This window comes from Streptomyces sp. NPDC093097 (assembly GCF_044754325.1).
Taxonomy (GTDB): Bacteria; Actinomycetota; Actinomycetes; order Streptomycetales; family Streptomycetaceae; genus Streptomyces.
The window spans coordinates 379,110-400,524 of record NZ_JBIVOW010000006.1; the positions used below are offsets into that span (position 1 = coordinate 379,110).

At 72.6% G+C, this 21,415-nt stretch carries 18 protein-coding genes and 1 tRNA gene; 6 read left to right on the forward strand and 13 right to left on the reverse strand.

Going from position 1 to position 21,415, the window contains the following annotated elements; translation table 11 throughout:
• Positions 1 to 81 precede the first annotated feature (81 nt).
• Positions 82 to 1,254 (forward strand): galactokinase, encoded by a 1,173-nt coding sequence (gene galK, locus ACIQE0_RS14015; protein ID WP_402331448.1) that lies wholly within the window; start codon positions 82 to 84, stop codon positions 1,252 to 1,254.
• Positions 1,255 to 1,551: 297 nt separating this feature from the next.
• Positions 1,552 to 2,334, forward strand: a complete 783-nt coding sequence (locus ACIQE0_RS14020) for a response regulator transcription factor (protein ID WP_366329994.1) — start codon at positions 1,552 to 1,554, stop codon at positions 2,332 to 2,334.
• A gap of 24 nt (positions 2,335 to 2,358) precedes the next feature.
• Here ACIQE0_RS14020 and ACIQE0_RS14025 read toward each other — a convergent pair whose 3' ends face one another.
• The 3 genes from ACIQE0_RS14025 to ACIQE0_RS14035 all read right to left on the reverse strand — a co-directional run bounded on the left by ACIQE0_RS14025 (position 2,359) and on the right by ACIQE0_RS14035 (position 5,913).
• Positions 2,359 to 4,383 carry a beta-galactosidase gene (locus ACIQE0_RS14025; protein WP_402331451.1) on the reverse strand — a complete coding sequence of 675 codons (2,025 nt, stop codon included), beginning with the start codon at positions 4,381 to 4,383 and terminating at the stop codon, positions 2,359 to 2,361.
• A 121-nt stretch (positions 4,384 to 4,504) separates the two neighbouring features.
• On the reverse strand, positions 4,505 to 5,323 hold the full coding sequence (locus ACIQE0_RS14030) for an SDR family NAD(P)-dependent oxidoreductase (RefSeq protein WP_402331454.1): 819 nt from the start codon (positions 5,321 to 5,323) through the stop codon (positions 4,505 to 4,507).
• Positions 5,324 to 5,415: 92 nt separating this feature from the next.
• Positions 5,416 to 5,913 (reverse strand): MarR family transcriptional regulator, encoded by a 498-nt coding sequence (locus tag ACIQE0_RS14035; protein WP_366329997.1) that lies wholly within the window; start codon positions 5,911 to 5,913, stop codon positions 5,416 to 5,418.
• 201 nt (positions 5,914 to 6,114) lie between these two features.
• Here ACIQE0_RS14035 and ACIQE0_RS14040 point away from each other — a divergent pair, with 201 nt between their 5' ends.
• Complete coding sequence (locus ACIQE0_RS14040) at positions 6,115 to 6,936, forward strand: trans-aconitate 2-methyltransferase (protein ID WP_402331458.1); 822 nt, start codon at positions 6,115 to 6,117, stop codon at positions 6,934 to 6,936.
• 314 nt (positions 6,937 to 7,250) lie between these two features.
• Here the strand turns inward: ACIQE0_RS14040 and ACIQE0_RS14045 are convergent, their stop codons facing one another.
• Together ACIQE0_RS14045 and ACIQE0_RS14050 are read right to left on the reverse strand one after the other, a co-directional pair.
• On the reverse strand, positions 7,251 to 7,952 hold the full coding sequence (locus tag ACIQE0_RS14045) for a TetR/AcrR family transcriptional regulator (protein ID WP_366329999.1): 702 nt from the start codon (positions 7,950 to 7,952) through the stop codon (positions 7,251 to 7,253).
• A 7-nt stretch (positions 7,953 to 7,959) separates the two neighbouring features.
• Positions 7,960 to 8,982, reverse strand: coding sequence for a fatty acid desaturase (locus ACIQE0_RS14050; RefSeq protein WP_366330000.1), 1,023 nt, complete (start codon positions 8,980 to 8,982; stop codon positions 7,960 to 7,962).
• A gap of 262 nt (positions 8,983 to 9,244) precedes the next feature.
• Here ACIQE0_RS14050 and ppc point away from each other — a divergent pair, with 262 nt between their 5' ends.
• A complete protein-coding gene (gene ppc / locus ACIQE0_RS14055; RefSeq protein WP_402331461.1) occupies positions 9,245 to 12,010 on the forward strand; it encodes a phosphoenolpyruvate carboxylase in 2,766 nt (921 codons plus the stop codon).
• Between the two features lie 72 nt (positions 12,011 to 12,082).
• On the opposite strand, the gene pth is transcribed toward ppc, so the two are convergent.
• The 6 genes from pth to ACIQE0_RS14085 form a co-directional block, all read right to left on the reverse strand.
• Complete coding sequence (gene pth / locus ACIQE0_RS14060) at positions 12,083 to 12,673, reverse strand: aminoacyl-tRNA hydrolase (RefSeq protein WP_402331464.1); 591 nt, start codon at positions 12,671 to 12,673, stop codon at positions 12,083 to 12,085.
• A gap of 90 nt (positions 12,674 to 12,763) precedes the next feature.
• Complete coding sequence (locus ACIQE0_RS14065) at positions 12,764 to 13,351, reverse strand: 50S ribosomal protein L25/general stress protein Ctc (RefSeq protein ID WP_366330003.1); 588 nt, start codon at positions 13,349 to 13,351, stop codon at positions 12,764 to 12,766.
• A 191-nt stretch (positions 13,352 to 13,542) separates the two neighbouring features.
• Positions 13,543 to 14,517 carry a ribose-phosphate diphosphokinase gene (locus ACIQE0_RS14070; protein WP_366330004.1) on the reverse strand — a complete coding sequence of 325 codons (975 nt, stop codon included), beginning with the start codon at positions 14,515 to 14,517 and terminating at the stop codon, positions 13,543 to 13,545.
• A 75-nt stretch (positions 14,518 to 14,592) separates the two neighbouring features.
• Positions 14,593 to 16,074, reverse strand: coding sequence for a bifunctional UDP-N-acetylglucosamine diphosphorylase/glucosamine-1-phosphate N-acetyltransferase GlmU (gene glmU, locus ACIQE0_RS14075; RefSeq protein WP_402331468.1), 1,482 nt, complete (start codon positions 16,072 to 16,074; stop codon positions 14,593 to 14,595).
• Positions 16,075 to 16,205: 131 nt separating this feature from the next.
• Positions 16,206 to 16,277, reverse strand: a tRNA-Gln gene (locus tag ACIQE0_RS14080).
• Positions 16,278 to 16,306: 29 nt separating this feature from the next.
• Positions 16,307 to 17,164, reverse strand: coding sequence for a hypothetical protein (locus ACIQE0_RS14085; RefSeq protein WP_402331471.1), 858 nt, complete (start codon positions 17,162 to 17,164; stop codon positions 16,307 to 16,309).
• A gap of 155 nt (positions 17,165 to 17,319) precedes the next feature.
• Here ACIQE0_RS14085 and ACIQE0_RS14090 point away from each other — a divergent pair, with 155 nt between their 5' ends.
• Positions 17,320 to 18,771, forward strand: a complete 1,452-nt coding sequence (locus ACIQE0_RS14090; protein ID WP_402331474.1) for a sensor histidine kinase — start codon at positions 17,320 to 17,322, stop codon at positions 18,769 to 18,771.
• Positions 18,772 to 18,831: 60 nt separating this feature from the next.
• On the opposite strand, the gene ACIQE0_RS14095 is transcribed toward ACIQE0_RS14090, so the two are convergent.
• Together ACIQE0_RS14095 and ACIQE0_RS14100 are read right to left on the reverse strand one after the other, a co-directional pair.
• Positions 18,832 to 19,386 (reverse strand): SUKH-3 domain-containing protein, encoded by a 555-nt coding sequence (locus ACIQE0_RS14095; protein ID WP_402331477.1) that lies wholly within the window; start codon positions 19,384 to 19,386, stop codon positions 18,832 to 18,834.
• Between the two features lie 8 nt (positions 19,387 to 19,394).
• Positions 19,395 to 19,910, reverse strand: a complete 516-nt coding sequence (locus ACIQE0_RS14100) for a YwqJ-related putative deaminase (RefSeq protein ID WP_366330009.1) — start codon at positions 19,908 to 19,910, stop codon at positions 19,395 to 19,397.
• A 493-nt stretch (positions 19,911 to 20,403) separates the two neighbouring features.
• Between ACIQE0_RS14100 and ACIQE0_RS14105 the strand changes: the two genes are divergently transcribed.
• Entirely contained in the window at positions 20,404 to 21,411 is a 1,008-nt protein-coding gene (locus ACIQE0_RS14105; protein ID WP_366330029.1) for an HNH endonuclease, read from the forward strand.
• The last annotated feature ends 4 nt before the right edge of the window (positions 21,412 to 21,415 follow it).

Below are 21,415 nucleotides of genomic sequence, written 5' to 3' on the forward strand. Positions count from 1 at the left end.
GAGCCCGCCAGGGCGATACGGCCGGCAGCACGACGTACCCGCACACCACGAACGCCACGAACACCACACGAAGGAACCCGCGTGACAGATCCGGCGCACGGCGCACAGCACTCCGCGGCGGCCTTCCACGCGGTCTACGGGGCGGAGCCCCATGGCACCTGGGCGGCCCCCGGCCGCGTCAACCTCATCGGTGAACACACCGACTACAACGACGGCTTCGTGATGCCGCTGGCCCTCCCGCACACCACCATCGCCGCCGCCGCGCCCCGCACCGACGGGGTGCTGCGGCTGCACTCCGCCGGCGCCCCCGGCGGCACCGTCGCACTGCACCTGGACGACCTCCGCCCCGCCCCCGACGCCGGCTGGGCCGCCTACCCCGCCGGCGTCGTCTGGGCGATGCGGGAGGCCGGCCACCCGGTCGGCGGTGCGGACCTGCACTTCACCAGCACCGTCCCGCTCGGCGCCGGACTCTCCTCCTCCGCCGCCCTCGAAGTCGCCACCGCCCTCGCCCTGGACGACCTGCACGGCCTCGGCCTGCCCCGCGCCGAACTGGCCCGCCTGGCCCAGCGCGCCGAGAACGCCTTCGTCGGCGTGCCCTGCGGGATCATGGACCAGACCGCCGCCGCCTGCTGCACCGCCGGCCACGCCCTCTTCCTCGACACCCGCGACCTCACCCACCGCCACGTCCCGTTCGATTTGGGCGCCCAGAGACTGCGCCTCCTCGTCGTCGACACCCGCGTCCGCCACCGACTCGGCGATGGCGCATACGCGAAGCGGCGCGCCGGATGCGAACGCGGTGCGCGGGCGCTCGGCGTGCGCGCCCTGCGCGACATCCCGTACGCGCATCTGCCCGAGGCCCTGGCCGCGTTGCCGCCCGAACCGGATCTCCGGGCCCTGGTCCGCCATGTCGTCACCGAGAACCACCGCGTCGAGCAGACCGTCGCCCACCTCGACGCCGGCCGCCCCCGCGCCATCGGCCCCCTCCTCACCGCCGGCCACGCCTCCCTCCGCGACGACTTCAGGGTCTCCTGCCCCGAACTCGACCTCGCCGTCGAGGCCGCCGGCGCCGCCGGCGCGCTGGGCGCCCGGATGACCGGCGGCGGCTTCGGCGGCTCCGCCCTCGTCCTCGTCGACGAGGACGCCGCGCGGCCCGTCACCGAGGCCCTGCACACCGCGTTCGCCACCGCCGGACACACCCCGCCGCGGATCTTCCCGGCCGTCCCCGGCCCCGGCGCCCGCCGCCTGACGCCGTGACGCCTGACGACGTGACGCCCGCCGCCTGACGCCCCGACGCCCGCCGGCGTGCGCCCGCAACCGCCGGTCCACCGCCGGTCCACCGCCGATTTCGTCAATCACCTTCCCCCGCCGCACCCCATCCGTACGCTGTCACCAGCGCCGGTGGGGGCCGGCGCCGATCAGGGGGCGAGACCGTGCGGGACCACGCCCGGGACGCGTGGCCAGGCCCGCGGCGACAGGCCGCACGGCCGAGGCGATCTGCACACCCGGGTGCCGGGCCCGCTATGGTCCGTCCACCGAGACAGGGGGTCTTGCGTGCAACGAATCCGGGTCCTGGTGGTCGACGACCACCGCATCTTCGCCGAATCGCTGGCGGCCGCCCTGGCCGCGGAAGTGGACGTGGACGTCGCCGCCGCGGGCAGCGCCCCGGCGGCACTCCGCACACTCGACCGGGCCGCCACCGACGGCCGCCGCTTCGACGTCCTGCTCGCCGACGCCGACCTCGCCGCCCCGCTCCTGGCCGTACCGGCCCAGGGGCCCGCCCGCGACGGCACACCCCGCGAGAGCCCGCCCCGCGGCCACCCACGCGACGGCATCGCCCTCGTCTCCGGCCTGCGCACCAGCCACCCCTACCTGCGCACCGTCGTCCTCGCCGACCGCGACGACCCCCGCCGGGCCGCCGCCGCCCTGCTCGCCGGCGCCTCCGGCTGGGTCGCCAAGGACTCCTCGCTCTCCCGCCTCCTGGCCGTCATCCGGGGCGTACTGCGCGACGAGACGCATCTGCCGCCGGCCCTGCTGACCGGCGTCCTGCGGGAGCTGACCGCCGCCCGCAAGCACCGCACCGAGAGCGAACGACTGGTGGAGTCGCTGACCCCGCGCGAGCGCGAGGTGCTGCGCTGCATGGTCGCCGGACTGGGCCGCAAGGCCGTCGCCGAACGGCTCTTCCTCTCCCCGCACACCGTCCGCACCCACATGCAGAACGTGCTCGGCAAACTCGGCGTCCACTCCACCCTCGCCGCGGTCGCCCTGGCCCGCCGCGCCGGCGTCGGCCCCGCCGAACTCGAACCGGCCACCGCGGGACCGGTCACCCTGTCCTGACCCGGCCCCGCCGCCCCGGACGGATCACGCCCCGGCGCCCCCACCGCCCTCCTGCCGTCCCGGACCGGTCAGCACCGCCACGCCCCGGGCGGCCAGCCCCACCCGCGTCACCGCCGCCGCCCGGGGCACCAACGCGTCCCGCAGCGGCTCCGGCAGCTCCACCTCCACCGGCCCGCTCCCGTGGTTGAGCAGGAACACATACCGGCCCCCGGCGCCCTCCCGCACCGCCGCCTGCACCCCGGCCGGCAACCCGGGCAGCACCGGCGCCACCCCCGCCGCCGCCCGCACCTCGTCCAACAGCGCCCGCAGCAGCGCCGGTTCCAGCCGCGTGCCCACGTACCACGCCTCGCCCCGCCCGTACGCGTGCCGGGTCACCGCCGGCCCCCCGGCCAACTCCCCCTCGACGAACCGCGCCACCGCCCGGGCGCCCTCCAGCACGATCTCCTCCGACCACAGGTCCGCCCGCCCCGCCGGCGGCCCGTCCCCGTCCCCGACCGCCACCGACCGCCCCTGCGCCAGCGGCCAGAACTCCGCCACCCGCAGCCCCAGCACCTCCCGCAGCGGCGCCGGATACGCCCCCGGATGCACCCGGTCGCAGGCGTCCACGATCCCCGAGAAGAACGACACCACCAGCCGCCCCCCGCCCCGCACGAACGCCGCCAGCCGCTCCGCGTCCTCGGTCGTCAGCAGGTACAGGTTCGGCACCACCACCATCCGGTACCCCGCCAGCTCCGCCCGCGGCGGCACCACATCGCACGCCACCCCCGCCTCGAACAGCGGCCGGTAGTGCTCCAGCGCGATCCGCGAATGGTCCAGCGCCGTCGACGGCCGGGAGTCCAGCTCCAAGGCCCACCAGCTCTGCCAGTCCGCCAGCAGCGCCACCGACGCCTTCGACCGCGCCCCCTCGATCCCCGGAACCGCCGCCAGCTCCCGCCCCAGCTCGCACACCTCACGGAAGATCCGGGTGTCCGCCCCGGCGTGCGGCAGCATCGCCGAGTGGAACTTCTCCGCCCCGCCCCGCGACTGCCGCCACTGGAAGAACAGCACCGCGTCCGCGCCCTGCGCCACCGCCTGCCAGCTCCACAGCCGCATCGCCCCGGGCGGCTTCGGCCCGTTCCGCGGCCGCCAGTTGACCGCCCCCGCCGCCTGCTCCACCAGCAGCCACGGCTGCCCGCCCCGCGCCGACCGCATCAGATCGAAGACATACCCCGCCCGCACATGATCGTCGGCCACCTGCGGATCCTGGTAGAAGTCCAACGCCATCGCGTCCAGATGCGGCGCCCACCCGAACGCGTCCACCGGCTTGTGCTGCGGCATCAGGTTCGTCGTCACCGGCACCCCCGGCGTCACCCGGTCCAGCACCTCCCGCTCGGCCAGATAGCACTCCCGCAGCGCCCGGTCGCTGAACCGCAGATAGTCCAGCTGCTGCGCCGGATTGGGGAAGGTCGGCGCGGCCCGCGGCGGCAGCACCTCGGCGAAGTCCCCGTAGCCCTGCGACCAGAACGCCGTCGACCAGGCGCCGTTGAGCGCATCCACGCTCCCGTAGCGCTCCCGCAGCCACCGCCGGAAGTCCTCCGCCGACGCGTCGCAGAAGCACTGCCGGGTGTGGCATCCGTACTCGTTGCCCACATGCCACATCGCCAGCGCCGGATGGCCCGCGTACCGGGCCGCCAGCCTCTCCACCAGCCGCACCGCGTACGCCCGGTAGACCGGACTGGACGGGCAGAAGTGCTGCCGCGCCCCGGGCCAGCGCCGCTGCCCGTCCGGTCCCTGCGGCAGCACCTCCGGGTGGGCGTGCGTCAGCCACGGCGGCGGCGACGCGGTCATCGTCGCCAGACACACCTCGATCCCGGCGCCCGCCAGCCCGTCCAGCACCCGGTCGAACCACCCGAAGTCCCATTCCCCCGGCCGCGGTTCGACCTTCGCCCAGGAGAAGATCCCCGCCGTGACCATGGTGACGTGGGCCGCCTTCATCAGCGCCAGGTCCTCGGCCCACACCTCCTCCGGCCACTGCTCGGGGTTGTAGTCGCCGCCGAATCGGATGCCCATCGGACCCCCTGGTCACCTGTGGGATTCCGGCGCCGCCCACCGTCCCGGCACACCACGGCGCCATGTCACGGGCACCGCCCACCACGACCGCTCGACGAGCGCCGCCCCCCAGAGGTCTGCCTCACGAGGAGTTCTTGTACACACTCCACCCGCCGTCCACGACCAGACTCGCCCCGGTGACGTACGACGCGTCACCGGACAGCAGGAACGCGATGGCCGCCGCGACCTCCTCCGGCCGCCCCAGCCGCCGCGCCGCCGTCTCCGCCGCACTGGCCCGCCGCCGCTCCTCGTCGATCCCGTCCCACGCGGCGGTCAGCACCGGCCCCGGCAGTACGCAGTTGACCCGCACCCGCGGCCCGTACTCCACCGCCAACTGCCGCCCCAGCCCCGTCAGTCCGGCCTTCGAGGCCGCGTACGCCGGCCGTCCCGGCAGCCCCACCAGCGCGTGCACCGACGACGTCAGCACCACCGCGCCCGCGCGCTCCTGCAGGTCCGCAAGCGCCGCCCGCACGCCCAGGAACGCCCCGGTCAGATTCACCGCCAGCTGCCGGTCCCACTCCACCGGCGACGTCCGGTCGGCCGGCGCCACATGCGCCAGATACGCGTTGCTGACCAGCCCGTCCACCGGCCCGTACCGGGTCCGCGCCGCCTCCACCGCCCGCCGCCAGTCGTCCTCACCGGCCACATCGCAGTGCGCGTACGAGGCCCGCCCGCCGGCCGCCCGGATCCGCCGCGCGGTGCGCTCCCCGCGCTCGTCGTCGATGTCCAGCAGCAGTACCGCGGCCCCCTCGGCCGCCAGCCGGTGCGCGGTCGCCGCCCCGATACCACCGGCGGCCCCGCTCACCAGCACCGTCCGCCCGACGAACCGCCGCCCCCGCCGCCCACCGCCGTAGGGCCCCACGGGCGCCGAGCCCGTCCCCCCGCTCTCCTGCTGGCTCATGCGGTGATCCAAGCCCACCCCGCCGCACCCCGGCAAGGGGAACACGAAACGACACCGCCCGCCCCCTACGAGGACGCCCCGCCGCCCGGTCCCTAAACGGGCACGTTGTCAAACGGTCCGGTCAACCGCCGCAACAGACCGGCCAGTTCCTGACGCTGCTGCCGCGACAGTTCGGCCAGAATGGCGCGCTCCTGCGTCAGCAGTCCGGCCAGCGATTCATCGGCCTTGTCGCGGCCGTTGGCGGTCAGCCGGACCAGCACACCGCGCCGGTCGTTGGGATCCGGCAGCCGTTCCACCAGCTCCTTCTTGGCGAGCCGGTCGATGCGGTTGGTCATCGTGCCGGAGGTGACCAGCGTCTGGGTCAGCAGTGCGCCGGGGGAGAGCTGATACGGAGCCCCCGCGCGCCGCAGCGCGGTCAGCACGTCGAACTCCCAGGGCTCCAGGCCCACCTCGGCGAACGCGAGGCGCCGGGCCCGGTCGAGATGTCTGGCCAGCCGGGAGACGCGGCTGAGCACCTCAAGCGGCTCCACGTCGAGGTCCGGGCGCTCGCGGCGCCATGCTGCGACCAGTCGATCGACCTCGTCCTCCATGGCGATCAGTGTAAAGGGTCTGTCGATGTTAAGTCTCTTGACCTAAAGTATCTCTACGTCAAGATATATTTCCCCGGATCCGTGGGCATCGTGGGCGCGAGTCGGCAACGCGTCCGAGATGGCCGGAAGTCGACCGCACGCCCGTCGGAATGCTCCACAACGAACCGTGCCGGCCCTGCACCAGCAAAGGGGTTATCGAACATGCACGACGCGCCAACGTGGGACCCACGGCAGTACCTCCACCACGCCGGGCACCGCACCCGCCCCTTCCACGACCTTCTCGCCCGGATACCGGAGCTCCCCCGCCCCGGCCGCCCCGCCCGCATCGCCGACCTCGGCTGCGGCCCCGGCAACGTCACCGTCCAACTCGCCGCCCGCTGGCCGGACGCCCACATCACCGGCTTCGACAACTCACCCGACATGCTCAAGGAGGCCGAGTCCTACGCCGGCCCCACCCCCGGCGGCGGCCACCTCGACTTCGCCCCCGCCGACGCCGCCGACTGGACCCCCGAAGAGCCCTACGACCTGATCGTCTCCAACGCGGCCCTGCAATGGGTCCCCCACCACCCCGACTCGTTCCCCCGCTGGATCGACGCCCTCACCCCCGGCGGCACCTTCGCCTTCCAGGTCCCCGGCAACTTCACCTCGCCCAGCCACGCCCTCCTCGGCGAACTGTGCGACTCCCCCCAGTGGCGCGACCGCCTCGACTCCCACGGCCGCCGCTTCGTCCACATCCTCGAACCCGCCGACTACCTGACCCGCCTCGCCGACCTCGGCTGCACCGCCGACGTCTGGGAGACCACCTACGTCCAACTCCTCCAGGGCGACGACCCGGTCCTGGACTGGGTCAAGGGCACGGCCCTCCGCCCCGTCCTCACCGCCCTCGAAGACGACCCCGAGGCCCGCGACGCCTTCCTCGCCCAGTACCGCGACGCACTCCGCCGCGCCTACCCCACCGGCCGCCACGGCACGATCTTCCCGTTCCGCCGCATCTTCGCCGTGGCCCAGAAGCCTGCCCCGTAGACCGGCCGGGCGCTTCCCCTGGGGGCGGGGCCGCGTGGCCGCCCGGTACCGGGACGGCGGGTCGGCCGCGCGCCGGGCCGGGCCGGAGGAGGCGCCCCCGGCGCGGGGATGCCCCGGAGCCCGCCCGCAGGACCTGGGGCGGACGCCGGGGCATGCGTCATCCGGGGCATGCGTCATCCGACGGAGCGGATGCGCCCGCACCGAGGACGGGTTCCGGGGCGGCCCCTCCGACCCCCACCCACCGAAGAGAAGGCAAGCCCCCAGCCCGCGCAAGCACCGGAAGCCGCACACGGGAAGCCGGCGACGGCGGAACGTCAGTTCTTGCGGTGCCCTATCAGCCGCGGCTTGGGCTCCAGGTTCCCCAGCCCGTGCCACGCCAGGTTCACCAGGTGCGCCGCCACCTCCGCCTTCTTCGGCTTACGGGTGTCGACCCACCACTGGCCCGTCAGCGCCACCATGCCGACCAGCGCCTGCGCGTACAGCGGCGCCAGCTTCGGATCGAAGCCGCGGGCCTTGAACTCCAGCCCCAGGATGTCCTCGACCTGCGTGGCGATGTCGCTGATCAGCGACGCGAACGTGCCCGTCGACTGGGCGACGGGGGAGTCCCGGACCAGGATGCGGAAGCCGTCCGTGAAGGTCTCGATGTAGTCGAGCAGCGCGAAGGCCGCCTGTTCGAGGAGCTCCCGCGGATGACCGGCGGTCAGCGCCCCGGTCACCATGTCCAGCAGCTGCCGCATCTCGCGGTCCACGACCACCGCGTACAGCCCCTCCTTGCCGCCGAAGTGCTCGTAGACCACCGGCTTGGAGACCCCGGCCTTCGCCGCGATCTCCTCCACCGACGTGCCCTCGTAGCCGCGCTCGGCGAACAGCGTGCGGCCGATGTCCAGCAGCTGCTCACGGCGCTCCGCGCCGGTCATCCGCACCCGGCGGGCCCGCCGACCCCCCGAGGACGGGGACGCCGAGGACCCGGAGGACTTGCCCTTGCTGCCGTTGTTCGCGCTGCTGTCGATCGCCACCCGTCAATCATGCCCCCAGCGGGGCCTTCTCCTCGCCCCGGGCGCCGTCCTGGCGGCGGGCGTCGATCCGGGCCGCGTCCGGCCACCGCACGTCGTAGGCCCACCCCGCCCGCTCGAACCAGCGGATCAGCCGGGCGCTGGAGTCCAGCTGGCCCTTCATGACCCCGTGCCGGGCGCAGGTCGGATCGGCGTGGTGCAGGTTGTGCCAGGACTCACCGCAGGAGAGCACCGCCAGCCACCAGACGTTGCCCGAGCGGTCGCGGGACTTGAACGGGCGCTTGCCGACCGCATGGCAGATGGAGTTGATCGACCACGTGACGTGGTGGAGCAGCGCCACCCGCACCAGGGAGCCCCAGAAGAACGCGGTCAGCGCGCCCTGCCAGGACCAGGTGGCCAGTCCGCCGACCAGCGGCGGGATCAGCAGCGAGACCGTCGTCCACAGCACGAACTGGCGGGAGACCGCACGGATCATCGGGTCCTTGATCAGGTCGGGGGCGTACTTGTGCTGCGGGGTCTGCTCCTCGTCGAACATCCAGCCGATGTGCGCCCACCACAGGCCCTTCAGCAGGGCCGGGACGGTCTCGCCGTAGCGCCACGGCGAATGCGGATCGCCGTCCGCGTCGGAGAACTTGTGGTGCTTGCGGTGGTCGGCGACCCAGCGGACCACCGGCCCCTCCACCGCCAGCGACCCCAGGACCGCCAACGCGATCCGCAGCGGACGCTTCGCCTTGAAGGCGCCGTGCGTGAAGTGGCGGTGGAAGCCGATGGTGATGCCGTGGCAGCCGATGAAGTACATGGCCACCATCAGGCCGAGATCCAGCCAGCTCACACCCCAGCCCCAGGCCAACGGCACGGCGGCGACCAGGGCCAGGAACGGCACGGCGATGAACAACAGCAGGGTGATCTGTTCCAGGGATCTGCGCTGCTCGCCGCCGAGCGTCGCGGACGGCACGGCGGAGGCGGCAGAGGAACCGGCAGGCGCATCGAGCGGCATCGGCGACTCTTCCACGGCTTTGGGACCAGCGGTCATGTGGGTGTCCCTCGTCGGGGGATCGGGGGCACGGCTACGGCCTACGGGACCGTAACCTACGGTCTCGTAAGTATGGCAGCGAGACCGTCCCGGGCAAGGTCGTGACAGGCCCGCCCGGCCGCCCGTGCCCTGATGCCCATCCTGCGGACGGTGTGGTCCCCGGCAAGCGGGAGACACCTATCCTGGGGACGTCGGACAGCGCGGTCCGCACCCCGCCCAGACGTGCTCAATGACTGCACCATCCCTGCAAGGAGCCGTATCCGTGAGCAGTGCTGACCCCACCCCCGTCGAGTCCGCCGCCCCCGCGACCGCCCAGGGAACCGCCGGCGACAACGTCGCCCTGCGCGCCGACATCCGCCGCCTCGGCGACCTCCTCGGCGAGACCCTCGTCCGGCAGGAGGGCGAGGACCTCCTCGACCTCGTCGAGCGGGTCCGCGCCCTGACCCGCACCGACGGCGAGGCCGCCGCCCGGCTCCTCGGCGAGACCGACCTGGCCACCGCCGCCAAGCTCGTCCGCGCCTTCTCCACCTACTTCCACCTGGCCAACGTCACCGAGCAGGTGCACCGCGGCCGCGAGCTGCGCGCCCGGCGGGCCGCCGAGGGCGGCATCCTCGCCCGCACCGCCGACATGCTCAAGGACGCCGACCCCGAGCACCTGCGGGCCACCGCCCGCCACCTCGGCGTCCGCCCCGTCTTCACCGCCCACCCCACCGAGGCCGCCCGCCGCTCCGTCCTCACCAAGCTCCGCAAGATCGCCGAGCTGCTGGACCGCACCGACCCCGCCGACCGCCGCCGCACCGACCGCCGCCTCGCCGAGAACATCGACCTCATCTGGCAGACCGACGAACTCCGCGTCGCCCGCCCCGAGCCCACCGACGAGGCCCGCAACGCCATCTACTACCTCGACGAACTCGGCCGCGGCGCGGTCGGCGACGTCCTGGAGGACCTCGCCGCCGAACTGGAGCGGGCCGGCGCCGAACTCCCCGCCGGCACCCGCCCGTTGACCTTCGGCACCTGGATCGGCGGCGACCGCGACGGCAACCCCAACGTCACCCCCCAAGTCACCTGGGACGTCCTGATCCTCCAGCACGAACACGGCATCACCGACGCGCTGGAGCACATCGACGAACTCCGCGGCGCCCTCTCCAACTCCATCCGCAACTGCGGCGCCACCGACGAACTCCTGGCCTCCCTCCAGCGGGACCTCGACCTCCTCCCCGAGATCAGCCCCCGCTACAAGCGCCTCAACAGCGAAGAGCCCTACCGCCTCAAGGCCACCTGCATCCGCCAGAAGCTCGTCAACACCCGCGACCGGCTCGCCGGCGACACCCCCCACGTCCCCGGCCGCGACTACCTCGGCACCCGCGAACTCCTCGACGACCTCACCCTCATCCAGACCTCGCTGCGCGCCCACCGCGGCGGCCTGATCGCCGACGGCCGCCTCGAACGCACCCTGCGCACCCTCTCCGCGTTCGGCCTCCAGCTCGCCACCATGGACGTCCGCGAGCACGCCGACGCCCACCACCACGCCCTCGGCCAGCTCTTCGACCGCCTCGGCGAGGAGTCCTGGCGCTATGTGGACATGCCGCGGGACTACCGCCGCAAGCTCCTCGCCAAGGAACTCCGCTCCCGGCGGCCGCTCGCCCCGACGCCGCCGCCGCTCGACGAGGCCGGCGCCAAGACCCTCGGCGTCCTGCGCACCGTCCGCCAGGCCAAGAAGACCTTCGGCCCCGAGGTCGTCGAGTCCTACATCATCTCCATGTGCCAGGGCTCCGACGACGTCTTCGCCGTCGCCGTCCTCGCCCGCGAGGCCGGCCTCATCGACCTGCACGCCGGCTGGGCCAAGATCGGCATCGTCCCGCTGCTGGAGACCACCGACGAGCTGAAGATCGCCGACCAGCTCCTCGACGACATGCTCTCCGACCCCTCCTACCGCCGCCTGGTCGCCCTCCGCGGCGACGTCCAGGAGGTCATGCTCGGCTACTCCGACTCCTCCAAGTTCGGCGGCATCACCACCAGCCAGTGGGAGATCCACCGCGCCCAGCGCCTGCTCCGCGACGTCGCCCACCGCCACGGCGTCCGCCTGCGCCTCTTCCACGGCCGCGGCGGCACCGTCGGCCGCGGCGGCGGCCCCTCGCACGACGCGATCCTCGCCCAGCCCTACGGCACCCTCGAAGGCGAGATCAAGGTCACCGAGCAGGGCGAGGTCATCTCCGACAAGTACCTCGTCGCCTCACTCGCCCGGGAGAACCTCGAACTGACCGTCGCGGCCACCCTCCAGGCCTCCGCCCTGCACACCGCCCCCCGCCAGTCCGACGAGGCCCTGGCCCGCTGGGACGCCGCCATGGAGACCGTCTCCGAGGCCGCCCACGGCGCCTACCGCCACCTCGTCGAGGACCCCGACCTCCCCGCGTACTTCTTCGCCTCCACCCCCGTCGACCAGCTCGCCGACCTCCACCTCGGCTCCCGCCCCTCCCGCCGCCCCGACTCCGGCGCCGGCCTCGACGGCCTCCGCGCCATCCCCTGGGTCTTCGGCTGGACCCAGTCCCGCCAGATCGTCCCCGGCTGGTTCGGCGTCGGCACCGGCCTCAAGGCCGCCCGCGAAGCGGGCCTGGGCAGCGTCCTGGACGAGATGCACGAGCACTGGCACTTCTTCCGCAACTTCCTCTCCAACGTCGGGATGACGCTGGCCAAGACCGACCTGCGGATCGCCCAGCACTACGTCGACACCCTCGTCCCCGACGACCTCAAGCACGTCTTCGACGCCATCAAGGCCGAGCACGAACTCACCGTCGCCGAGGTCCTCCGCGTCACCGGCGAGGCCGAACTCCTCGACGCCAGCCCCGTGTTGAAGCAGACCTTCCACGTCCGCGACGCCTACCTCGACCCCATCTCCTACCTCCAGGTCTCCCTCCTCAAGCGCCAGCGCGACGCCGCCGCCACCGGCCAGGAACCCGACCCGCTGCTCTCCCGGGCCCTGCTCCTGACCGTCAACGGCGTGGCCGCCGGCCTGCGCAACACCGGCTGACCCCACCCGGCACAGCACGACGGGCCCGCCCGGAGCACCCTCCGGACGGGCCCGTCGCCACGCAGGCCCCGCTCACGAGTTGTACGTCGTCTGCGCCCGCTCCAGGCCCTCCAGGACCAACGCCTCCACGGCGTCCGCCGCCCGGTCCACGAAGTACGCCAGCTCCTTGCGCTCGGTCGACGAGAAGTCCTTCAGCACGAAGTCCGCCACCGGCATCCGCCCCGGCGGCCGCCCGATCCCGAACCGCACCCGGTGGTAGTCCGCACCCAGCGACTTCGTGATCGACTTCAGCCCGTTGTGCCCGTTGTCGCCGCCGCCCAGCTTCAACCGCAGTGCGCCGTGGTCGATGTCCAACTCGTCGTGCACCGCCACGATGTTCGCCACCGGCACCTTGTAGAAGTCCCGCAGCGCGGTCGTCGGCCCGCCCGACAGGTTCATGAACGACGACGGCTTGGCCACCACCACCCGGCGACCCGACGGACCGGGCGGACCGATCCGCCCCTCCACCACCTGGGCCCGCGCCTTGTGCGCCTTGAAGCGGCCCCCCATCCGCTCCGCCAGCAGATCCGCCACCATGAAGCCCACGTTGTGGCGGTTGCCGGCGTACTCCGGGCCCGGGTTGCCGAGCCCCACGATGAGCCAGGGGCTCGCCGCATCGGTCATGTTCACGTCTCCTCAAAAACGACCCAACCGCCGCCCCGGCGCCGTCCGGCACCGCGACAGCGGTTGGGAAGAAAACTACCGCGCGAGGACTCAGCCCTCGGCGCCCTCACCCTCGGCGGCCTCCTCGGCCGGGGCCTCCGCCTGCGCGGCGACGACCTGCAGCACCGGGGTGTCGCCGTCGACGGTCAGCGACGCGCCGGCCGGCAGCTCGATGTCCTTGGCCAGCACGGTGTGACCGGCGTCCAGGCCCGCGATCGAGATGGTCACGGCCTCCGGGATGTGGGTGGCCTCGGCCTCGACCGGCAGGGTGTTCAGCAGGTGCTCGAGCAGGTTGCCGCCCGGCGCCAGCTCGCCCTCGGTCTGGATCGGCAGCTCGACGGCGACCTTCTCGCCCTTCTTCACGGAGAGGAAGTCCACGTGCACCAGGAAGCGACGGATCGCCTCACGCTGCACGGCCTTCGGGATCACCAGCTCGCTGTCGCCGTCCAGCTCCAGGCGGATCAGCGCGTTCGGGGTCTTCAGGGCCATCATCAGCGCGTGGCTGTCGAGCGCCACGTGCTTCGGCTCCGCGCCGTGGCCGTAGATGACCGCCGGAACCTTCTCCTCGCGGCGCAGGCGACGGGCCGCACCCTTACCGAAGTCGTTACGGGCCTGGGCGGCGAGCTTGATCTCGGCCATGACAGCACTCCTCGTATCTCAGAACATCTGCGGGGCGTTACCCGGCCCACGACAGACCTGCTACGAAGAGCGCGTCGATAACGGACAACCACCACAAAGGGGCGGCCTCCCTCGCCGAGCAACTCCACGAGTCTACCCGGCCAGGAAGGCCGCCCCAAAGTCGATCTAGCCGGCCGACGCCGACCGCCGGCTCACTGCTCGTCGAACAGGCTCGTCACCGAGCCGTCCTCGAACACCTCACGGATCGCCCGCGCGACCGTCGGCGCCATCGACAGCACCGTGATCTTGTCCAGCTCCAGCTCCGAAGGCGTCGGCAGCGTGTTGGTGAACACGAACTCGCTGACCTTCGAGTTCTTCAGCCGGTCCGCGGCCGGACCCGACAGCACACCGTGCGTCGCCGTCACGATCACGTCCGCCGCACCGTTGGCGAACAGCGCGTCGGCCGCCGCGCAGATCGTGCCACCGGTGTCGATCATGTCGTCGACCAGGACGCACACCCGGCCCTTGACGTCACCGACGACCTCGTGGACGGTGACCTGGTTCGCCACGTCCTTGTCGCGCCGCTTGTGGACGATCGCCAGCGGCGCACCCAGACGGTCGCACCACCGGTCCGCCACCCGCACCCGGCCCGCGTCCGGCGACACCACCGTCAGCTTCGAACGGTCCACCTTCGCGCCCACGTAGTCCGCCAGCACCGGCAGCGCGAACAGGTGGTCCACCGGGCCGTCGAAGAAGCCCATGATCTGGTCCGTGTGCAGATCCACCGTGACGATGCGGTCCGCGCCCGCCGTCTTCATCAGATCCGCGATCAGCCGCGCCGAGATCGGCTCGCGCCCACGGTGCTTCTTGTCCTGGCGCGCGTACCCGTAGAACGGCACGACCACGGTGATGCTCCGGGCCGAGGCCCGCTTCAGCGCATCGATCATGATCAGCTGCTCCATGATCCACTTGTTGATCGGAGCCGTGTGGCTCTGGATCAGGAAGCAGTCCGCGCCACGCGCCGACTCCTGATAGCGGACATAGATCTCACCGTTGGCGAAATCGAAGGCCTTCGTCGGGACCAGGCCCACACCCAGCTGGTGCGCGACCTCCTCAGCAAGCTCGGGGTGGGCGCGGCCGGAGAAGAGCATCAGCTTCTTCTCGCCGGTCGTCTTGATCCCGGTCACAGCAAATCTCCTTGCATCACAGTTTGCGTGCGCTCATCACGGTACGCCCCGCACGGCGTACCCGGTTCGGCACAGTCACCGCTCACCGTCGGACGACGGATCAACACCCTGACCCGACTCCTGGCGAGCGGACGAAGCGGCCTGCGCGGCGGCGCTCCCGGGCCGCTTGCGCGCGACCCAACCCTCGATGTTCCGCTGCTGGCCGCGCGCGACCGCCAGCGAACCCGGGGGCACGTCCTTGGTAATGACCGAACCGGCCGCGGTGTACGCGCCATCCCCGATCGTCACGGGCGCCACGAACATGTTGTCCGAGCCCGTCTTGCAGTGCGATCCGACCGTCGTGTGGTGCTTGGCCTCACCGTCGTAGTTCACGAACACGCTGGCCGCGCCGATGTTGGTGTACTCACCGATCGTCGCGTCACCGACGTACGACAGGTGCGGCACCTTCGTGCCCTCGCCGATCGCCGCGTTCTTCATCTCGACGAACGTCCCGGCCTTCGCCTTCACGCCCAAGACCGTCCCCGGACGCAGATACGCGTACGGACCCACCGACGCCTCCGACCCGACCTCCGCACGGTCCGCCACCGTGAACGACACCGACGCCCCCGCGCCCACGCGGGTGTCCGTCAGCCGCGACTGCGGCCCGACCTCGGCACCCGAGCCGACGTGCGTCGACCCCAGCAGCTGCGTCCCCGGCTGGACCGTCGCGTCCTGCTCGAACGTCACCGTCACGTCCACCCACGTCGACGCCGGGTCGACCACCGTCACACCGGCCAGCATCGCGCGCTCCAGCAGCCGCGCGTTCAGCAGCCGACGGGCCTCCGCGAGCTGCACCCGGTTGTTGATCCCCAGGATCTCCCGGTGGTCCGCCGCCACCGCGGCACCCACCCGGTGCCCGGCCGACCGCAGGATCCCCAGCACGTCCGTGAGGTACTCCTCACCCTGGCTGTTGTCGGTGCGCACCTTGCCCAGCGCGTCCACCAGCAGCCGCGCGTCGAACGCGAACACCCCGGAGTTGATCTCCCGGATCGCCCGCTGCGCCGCGCTCGCGTCCTTGTGCTCGACGATCTCGGTCACCGCGCCGGACGTCTCGTCCCGCACGATCCGGCCGTAGCCCGTGGCGTCCGGCACCTCGGCCGACAGCACGGTCACGGCGTTCTTGTCCGCCGCGTGCGTCTCGCTCAGCTTCCGCAGCGTCTCGCCGGTCAGCAGCGGGGTGTCCCCGCACACCACGACGACCGTGCCGTCCAGCGTGACGCCGTCGCCGCTGAGCTCCTCCAGCGCCGTGCGGACGGCGTGGCCGGTGCCCTTCTGCTCGTGCTGCACGGCGGTGCGGGTGGCGGGGTCGATCGCGGCGAGGTGCTCCCGCACCTGCTCGCGGGCGTGGCCGACGACCACGACGAGGTGCTCGGGGTCCAGCTCACGGGAGGCGGCGACGACGTGGCCGACGAGGGAGCGGCCGCAGATCGCGTGCAGGACCTTGGGGGTCGTCGACTTCATGCGGGTTCCCTCACCCGCTGCGAGAACGACGACGGCGGCCGGGCGGTTGGCGCTCACGGGATGCCCTTCGGCTTCTTGGCTTCTTCGGGTGGTGGACATCCGAAGGATACCGGGGCGTATGGCGGGGGAAACGAGCGCGGGTCCTGACCGTGTGGTCAGGACCCGGAGTGTGAGCTGTGGCGACTGTGCTCCCCTGCCAGGACTCGAACCTGGAATAAATCATCCAAAGTGACCCGTGTTGCCAATTACACCACAGGGGAATAAGAAGCGGCTTAAACCGGACATTCCGTCAGGCTGCCCGCTTGGCACCCAACACTATGCCGTACCACCAGCCTTCGATGCGACGGTATAGGTCAGCGCTTTGCAGGACGCGGATCACCAGGCAGCCGTAATAGCCCTCTCCGGTGTTCTTGCGGACGGTCTTCGGGTTGTGTTTCTTGATCGTGGTTTTCTGCAGCGCGGAGACGTCGATCCCGACGAGATCGGCCCAGTGGCGCTCGGCGGCGTCCACGTCCGCAGTGACGTGAATCATCACGCGGTAGCGCAGACGTTCCGGCTCGACGCCGAGCATCCGCAGCCAGGCCAGGAAGACCTGGATCACGTCCGGGTCGCTGTTGACGAAGGCGATGTTCTCCCGCCGGGCGTGCGGCTTGTCCTTCGTGCCCTCGGCCCAGTAGAGGGCCGCTCCGACGAGGAGGAGCTCCCGGTCCGACAGGGCGCCGATCTCGGCCGCCGCCGAGTCCTTGGTCTGCCGGCGCTCCTCGTCCCGCACGGCCAGTTCGTGGTCCCAGCGCTTGCGGCCGGCGATGCGGGCCTGCTCCGAGGGGGGCCGGCGTTCCGGCTTCGGCAGGTCCCGCACCCACAGGGAGATCGAGCTCTTCGAGCAGCCCAGTTCGAGCTGGATCTGGTCGTAGGTCATGCCCTGTGCGCGGAGCTCGCGGGCCCTGGCTCGCAGGTGGTCCTTGGCATTGGGGCGCTCGGTCCACTTCGGGACCGGCACGCCTTCCAGGAGGCGGTTCAGGAGGTCGTTGTTGTGGATGTGCAGCCGGTCGCGGATCTGGCGGCGGCTGAGGCCGGCGCGGCGGAGGGCGACGGCCTGGGGGCGCAGGGACTCGTAGTCGGGGTGGGGGCGGGGTGCGTGCGGCATGGGGACAGGCTGGCGGGGGTGGATGTGCAGAGGGGGCGAAAATGCGAGCGATTCAGCAGTTCGAGCGATAACTATCCGTAGTGGTGGGTTTCGGGCCGGAAACCTGCCGAGGTGTGGCCCTGGAGCGGGGGGCCGGCGCCCGTACGCTGGTCGGTATGACCGCAACGGGGGCAAGTGGGAGCGTGGCAGCGAGAGGGCGGCCGGGGGGCGGTCCCTGGTGGTGGGCGCGGCGTCGCAGCGCGGTGCTGGATGTGCTGCTCGCGGTGGTGTCCATGGTGGAGTGCATGGCGGAGGGGATTCCGTTCGCGCACTCGACCGGGGTGCCGGTGGCGGCGGGGATGCTGCTCGGTTTCGTGGTCGGGCCGGTGCTGTTGGTGCGTCGGCGGTGGCCGGTCGTCGTGGTGCTGGTGTCGATCGCCGTGATGCCCGCGCAGATGGGCGTGCTGCTGAGCATGGTGGGGCTCTACACGCTGGCGGCGTCGGATGTGCCGCGGCGGATCATCGGGCTGCTGGCGGGGATGACGGTGGTCGGCACGCTGGTGACCACGTTCCTCACCATGCGGCAGGACGTGACGGCGCAGCCGGAGTTCCATCTGCCGGTGTGGTTCGTGACGTTGATGGCGCTGGCGGTGGGGTTGGTGCTGACGGCTCCGCCGGTGCTGTGGGGGTTGTATGTCGGTGCCCGGCGGCGGTTGGTGGAGAGCTTGCGGGAGCGGGCGGACGGCCTGGAGCGGGAGCTGTCGCTGCTGGCGGATCGGGCCGAGGAGCGGGCGGAGTGGGCCCGTAACGAGGAGCGGACGCGGATCGCGCGGGAGATGCACGACGTGGTCGCGCACCGGGTGAGCCTGATGGTGGTGCACGCGGCGGCGCTGCAGGCGGTGGCGCTGAAGGATCCGGAGAAGGCGTCGCGGAACGCCGCCCTGGTGGGGGACATGGGGCGGCAGGCGCTGACGGAGCTGCGGGAGATGTTGGGGGTGCTGCGGACGGCGGAGGGCGCGGCGGCGCGGGGGCCGGCGGGTTCGGACGAGCCGGAGCGGTTGGCTGCGGTGGCGTCGCGGGTGTCGCGGAAGGCCGCCGGCGGTGCCGCGGAGGGGGTGGCGTCGGACGGGGCGGCGCACGGTGCGTCGGCCGGTGGCGCGGAGCCGGAGGGGGAGGGTCCGCGGCTGGCGGAGTTGGGGGAGTTGGTGGAGCTGTCCCGGGCGGCCGGGATGGCGGTGGAGTTCTCGGTGCTGGGCGACGGCGACGGGCGGGACGCGGGGGAGGAGGCGGCCGCGGCGGGCGACGACGGGGCGCGGTATGCGGCGCGGGTGGAGCAGACCGTGTACCGGGTGGTGCAGGAGGCGTTGACGAACGTGCACAAGCACGCGCCGGGTGCGCGGGCGCGGGTGCGGTTGGCGCATCGGGCCGGTGAGGTGGCGGTGCAGGTGGAGAACGGGCCGTCGGAGCGCGGGGCGACCGATGCCGGTCTGCCGAGCGGCGGGAACGGCCTGGTGGGGATGCGGGAGCGGGTGACGGCGCTGGGCGGGGTGTTCGTGTCCGGGCCGACGGAGGCGGGGGGCTTCCGGGTGTCGGCGGTGGTGCCGGCGCCGGTGGAGTCGGCTGCCTGAGGGCGGGGCCGGCCCGCTCCGGGGACGGGCCCGGCCGGGCCGGGCCCGGGGCGGCGTCGGTCAGTCGGTGGAGACGGTGAGGCGGCCCGGGCGGGTGCCCAGGATGAGGGTGCCCAGGGCCTGGTCGAGGTCGGCGCCGAGGTACCAGTCGCCGGTGTGGTCGAGGCTGTAGACCCGGCCTTCGGCGTCGATGGCGAGGGTGGCCTGCGGGTAGGTGGTGCCGCGGGTGGCCTTGGTGTCGGGGAGTTGCTCCTGGCCGAGCGGGGCGACGTCGGTGCCGAGGGCGCGGCCGAGGTCGCCGAGGGTGCGGGCGTGGTGGAGGCCGAGGAGCGGGTCGATGACGAACGGGGTGGGCGCGATGTGGCGGCCGGGCCCCGGACCGGTGATGTGCAGGCCGCCGAACTCGGCCCAGGCCTCGACGGCGGCCGGGAAGACCGTGTGGCGGTGGCCGGCGGGGGAGGCGTGGGCGCGGAGGGTGTCGGCCCAGCTCTCGGCCTGCTTTATGTCCCAGCGGCCGGCTTCCCAGCCGGCGTCCTGGAGGGCGATGTCGACGGCGGCGGGGAAGCGGGTGGAGCCGGGGCCGTCGTGGGCGGGGGTGCGGGGGGTGGGCGTCATGGTGGTGGTCAGCTCCCTTGGGGCGTCGTCGCCCCGATGGGCATGACGCCGAAGTGGGCGAGGAGTGCGTCGCAGGAGCGGCAGGGGGGTGCGTAGCTGCCGTGCTGGGGGTCGCCGTCCTCGCGGATGTGGCGCGCGGTGATCTTGGAGTGTTTCAGGGAGCGGCGGGCTTCGCCGTTGGTGAGGGGTTTGCGGGAGGCGCGTTTGCCGCGGTTGGCCTCGACGGCGGTGAGGTGGCGGGAGAGCAGGACGGCTTCGGGGCAGCGGCCGGTGAAGCGGTCGCGCTGTGCGGTGGTGAGGGTGTCCAGGAAGTCCTGGACGAGGGGGTGGAGGGCGGGGGGCTGCTCGGCTTTGCTCGCGGTACAGGTGAGAGTGTGTCCGCGTACTGACAAGGCGGCGCCGATGGTGGGGAGGATGCCGTCGCGCCGCTGGCGGAGGCCGGGGGCGCGGTCGGTGTCGGCGGTGCCGCTCCAGCCGATGCGGGGGTCGCCGGTGGTGGTCGTGTGGTGTGCGGTCGTGCTCATGGTGGTGCTTCCCTCCCTGCAATCCCCCCGGTTGCGGAGGTCAGATTGCCAAATGTGCTGGGTGTTGCGGTAGTCGGGCACGCTGTCAGGGATGTCACTGGGGCGTGACGGTTCGTCGGGTGTCCGGTAACGGGGCTGGTCGGCGGGGTGCGGCAGGGTGGCGTGCGGGGTGGCGGGCGAAGCGGGTGACGCGGGGGTGTCGCGGGGCTGACGTGTGGTGCGGGAGGGGTGCGAGAGGGGGTGCGGAGAGCCGTGCGCTCGCGTGGCGGCGTCGTCGAGCGGGGGTGTCGGGTGGCGGTGTCGGTCGTCCGGTCACGAGACGGAAGACGTCGCCGTATAGCGGTGGCGTTGAGCGTGGTGGCCGGGCGACGAGACGGGAGGAGTCGCCGCATAGCGGTGGCGTTGAGGGGTGGGGGTCGGGTGACGGGCGGGCGGTGTTGCGGCACCGCATAGGCTGTGCTCCAAAGCCAGCTTTAGCCAGGGGGCAACCGCGATGACGACAGGTCGGCAAGGGCTGGGGTCACACCCCGGTCTCCAGGCCGGAGGACGTCCCGTGCCACCGAACTCGGCCTATGCCGGGCAGGTCGTGCATTTCCCGGATCCGGTGCGGGCCGCGCGGTATCCGGCGGGCGTGCGGATGGACGGGAACGGCTTCCCGGACTTCTCGCCGTACGCGCGGGCGGCGGCGGAGATTGCCGAGCCGCCGGAGGGCTTCGGCGTCGACGAGCTGCGGTTGACGGATTTCGTGTCGGCGAACGCGGCGCTGCACGCGCAGGGCCACGAGCTCTGGATAGATGTGCCGGCGGTGGCGACGCCGCACGGGTGGACCTGGCACCACGTGGCGGGGACCCGGCGGATGGAGCTGGTGCCGGTCGAGGTGAAGGCGCTGCTGCGGCACCACGCGGGGCTGGCGACGGCCGCGGTGGCGCACGACAAGCGCGGGACGCGGCCGTTGCAGGAGACGCGTCCGGTGCACTTCGGGCTGCCGCGGCGGGAGTTGGCGGTGGGCGAGGAGCAACTGGTGGAGGCCGAGGAGGCGCTGGGCTACCGGCTGCCGGGCGCGTACCGGTCGTTCCTGAAGGCGGCGGGCGGCTGCGCGCCGGTGGGGGCGGCGCTCGACGCGGAGCTGGGGCTCCTGGTCGACCAGCCGTTCTTCACGGTGCGCGACGACGCCGCGATGAACGACCTCGTCTATGTGAACAAGTGCCTGCGCGACCACTTCACCAAGGACTACCTGGGCGTGGTGTTCGTGCAGGGCGGGGTGGTCGCGGTGAAGGTGCGCGGCGAGGCGGTGGGCTCGGTGTGGTTCTGCCCGTACGACGACGCCCGCGATCAGGACGGGTGGTCGGTGCAGGAGCGGGTGGAGCGGCTGATGTTGCCGTGCGGTGCGGATTTCGATGACTTCCTCCTGCGGCTGGCGGGCAATCCGCCGGAGCTGGAGACGGTGGCGAACCTGATGGTGGACGGCGGCTTCGCGCAGGCCGTGCCGGTGGGGGGCTGATTGC

Excerpts from the sequence above, each read along its gene's own strand:
- ACIQE0_RS14065 (WP_366330003.1), bottom strand. The coding sequence starts at position 13,351 with ATGGCCGAGATCAAGCTCGCCGCCCAGGCCCGTAACGACTTCGGTAAG.
- ACIQE0_RS14040 (WP_402331458.1), top strand. The coding sequence starts at position 6,115 with ATGCACGACGCGCCAACGTGGGACCCACGGCAGTACCTCCACCACGCC.
- ACIQE0_RS14105 (WP_366330029.1), top strand. The coding sequence starts at position 20,404 with ATGACGACAGGTCGGCAAGGGCTGGGGTCACACCCCGGTCTCCAGGCC.
- ACIQE0_RS14050 (WP_366330000.1), bottom strand. The coding sequence starts at position 8,982 with ATGACCGCTGGTCCCAAAGCCGTGGAAGAGTCGCCGATGCCGCTCGAT.
- ACIQE0_RS14095 (WP_402331477.1), bottom strand. The coding sequence starts at position 19,386 with ATGACGCCCACCCCCCGCACCCCCGCCCACGACGGCCCCGGCTCCACC.
- ACIQE0_RS14100 (WP_366330009.1), bottom strand. The coding sequence starts at position 19,910 with ATGAGCACGACCGCACACCACACGACCACCACCGGCGACCCCCGCATC.
- ACIQE0_RS14025 (WP_402331451.1), bottom strand. The coding sequence starts at position 4,383 with ATGGGCATCCGATTCGGCGGCGACTACAACCCCGAGCAGTGGCCGGAG.
- ACIQE0_RS14090 (WP_402331474.1), top strand. The coding sequence starts at position 17,320 with ATGACCGCAACGGGGGCAAGTGGGAGCGTGGCAGCGAGAGGGCGGCCG.
- ACIQE0_RS14085 (WP_402331471.1), bottom strand. The coding sequence starts at position 17,164 with ATGCCGCACGCACCCCGCCCCCACCCCGACTACGAGTCCCTGCGCCCC.
- ACIQE0_RS14035 (WP_366329997.1), bottom strand. The coding sequence starts at position 5,913 with ATGGAGGACGAGGTCGATCGACTGGTCGCAGCATGGCGCCGCGAGCGC.
- ACIQE0_RS14030 (WP_402331454.1), bottom strand. The coding sequence starts at position 5,323 with ATGAGCCAGCAGGAGAGCGGGGGGACGGGCTCGGCGCCCGTGGGGCCC.
- pth (WP_402331464.1), bottom strand. The coding sequence starts at position 12,673 with ATGACCGATGCGGCGAGCCCCTGGCTCATCGTGGGGCTCGGCAACCCG.